Genomic DNA, 806 nt, shown 5'->3' with positions numbered 1-806 from the left:
ATGTGGACGGCCCCCGTGGCACAAGAGCCAAGTGAGGTTTGATCGGATCGCTTGCATCCATATGTCCGGCCTGTTGATGCGGCTTGTTGGACCGCTGGCCAAGATGGTTTCCGCGACACGAGTTCCAATCACCCAAGCGACCTCGTTCGGCCAATGGGTCCCACGGATTTGCTCGCGCCCTGGATCGATCGATCTCACCATCTCCTCTGCTCTTGCAGCTCCGGTTCGGCCGGTGAGCGCCGGTCGGCCGAATCTCTCGACTACGCGGCGGTGGCCGTTTTGGCCTCGAGCCGAGCAGCGTCGTAACTCTCTCCCGTCGTCATCAGCTTCCAGGCGATACGTGCGGTCTTGTTGGCCAGCGCCACGGCTGCCTGCTTCGGCGTCTTGCGCTCGATCAGGTCGAGCAGCCAGCGCGATCCGCGACGGTGCTTCCCGTTCGCTTGCTTGACCACCGCGGTCGCCCCGACCACAAGGAGCTGACGCAATCTCTCGTCGCCGGCACGGGTTATCTTGCCGAGCCTGGTCTTTCCGGCGGTGGAATGGTCCTTTGGGGTGAGGCCAAGCCAAGCGGCGAACAGCCGCCCCGAGCGGAAGGTGTGCGGATTGGGCACCTTCATCACCAGCGCGGCGGCCGTGACCGGACCGACGCCCGGGATCTCGGCCAAGCGTCGGCTCACGGCATTGGCGCGGTGCCAGGCCACAAGCTTGGCCTCGATCGCCTTCAGTTCGACCTGCACCTGATCATATTGGCGAGCAAGCATCGCAAACAGTTCGCGGGCCAAGGCCGGCACGCGTTCGTCTCGCTG

1 protein-coding gene is annotated in these 806 nt (G+C 64.4%); it reads right to left on the bottom strand.

Going from position 1 to position 806, the window contains the following annotated elements:
* Window positions 1–260 precede the first annotated feature (260 nt).
* Window positions 261–806, bottom strand: a 546-nt coding sequence (locus ACV1FX_RS41715; RefSeq protein WP_473123282.1) for an IS110 family RNA-guided transposase, incomplete at its 5' end; no start/stop codon positions are given.

The organism is Bradyrhizobium ingae (assembly GCF_055791185.1).
The sequence above is the reverse complement of the archived record's forward strand: the minus strand, read 5'-3'. Positions and strand labels throughout refer to the sequence as shown.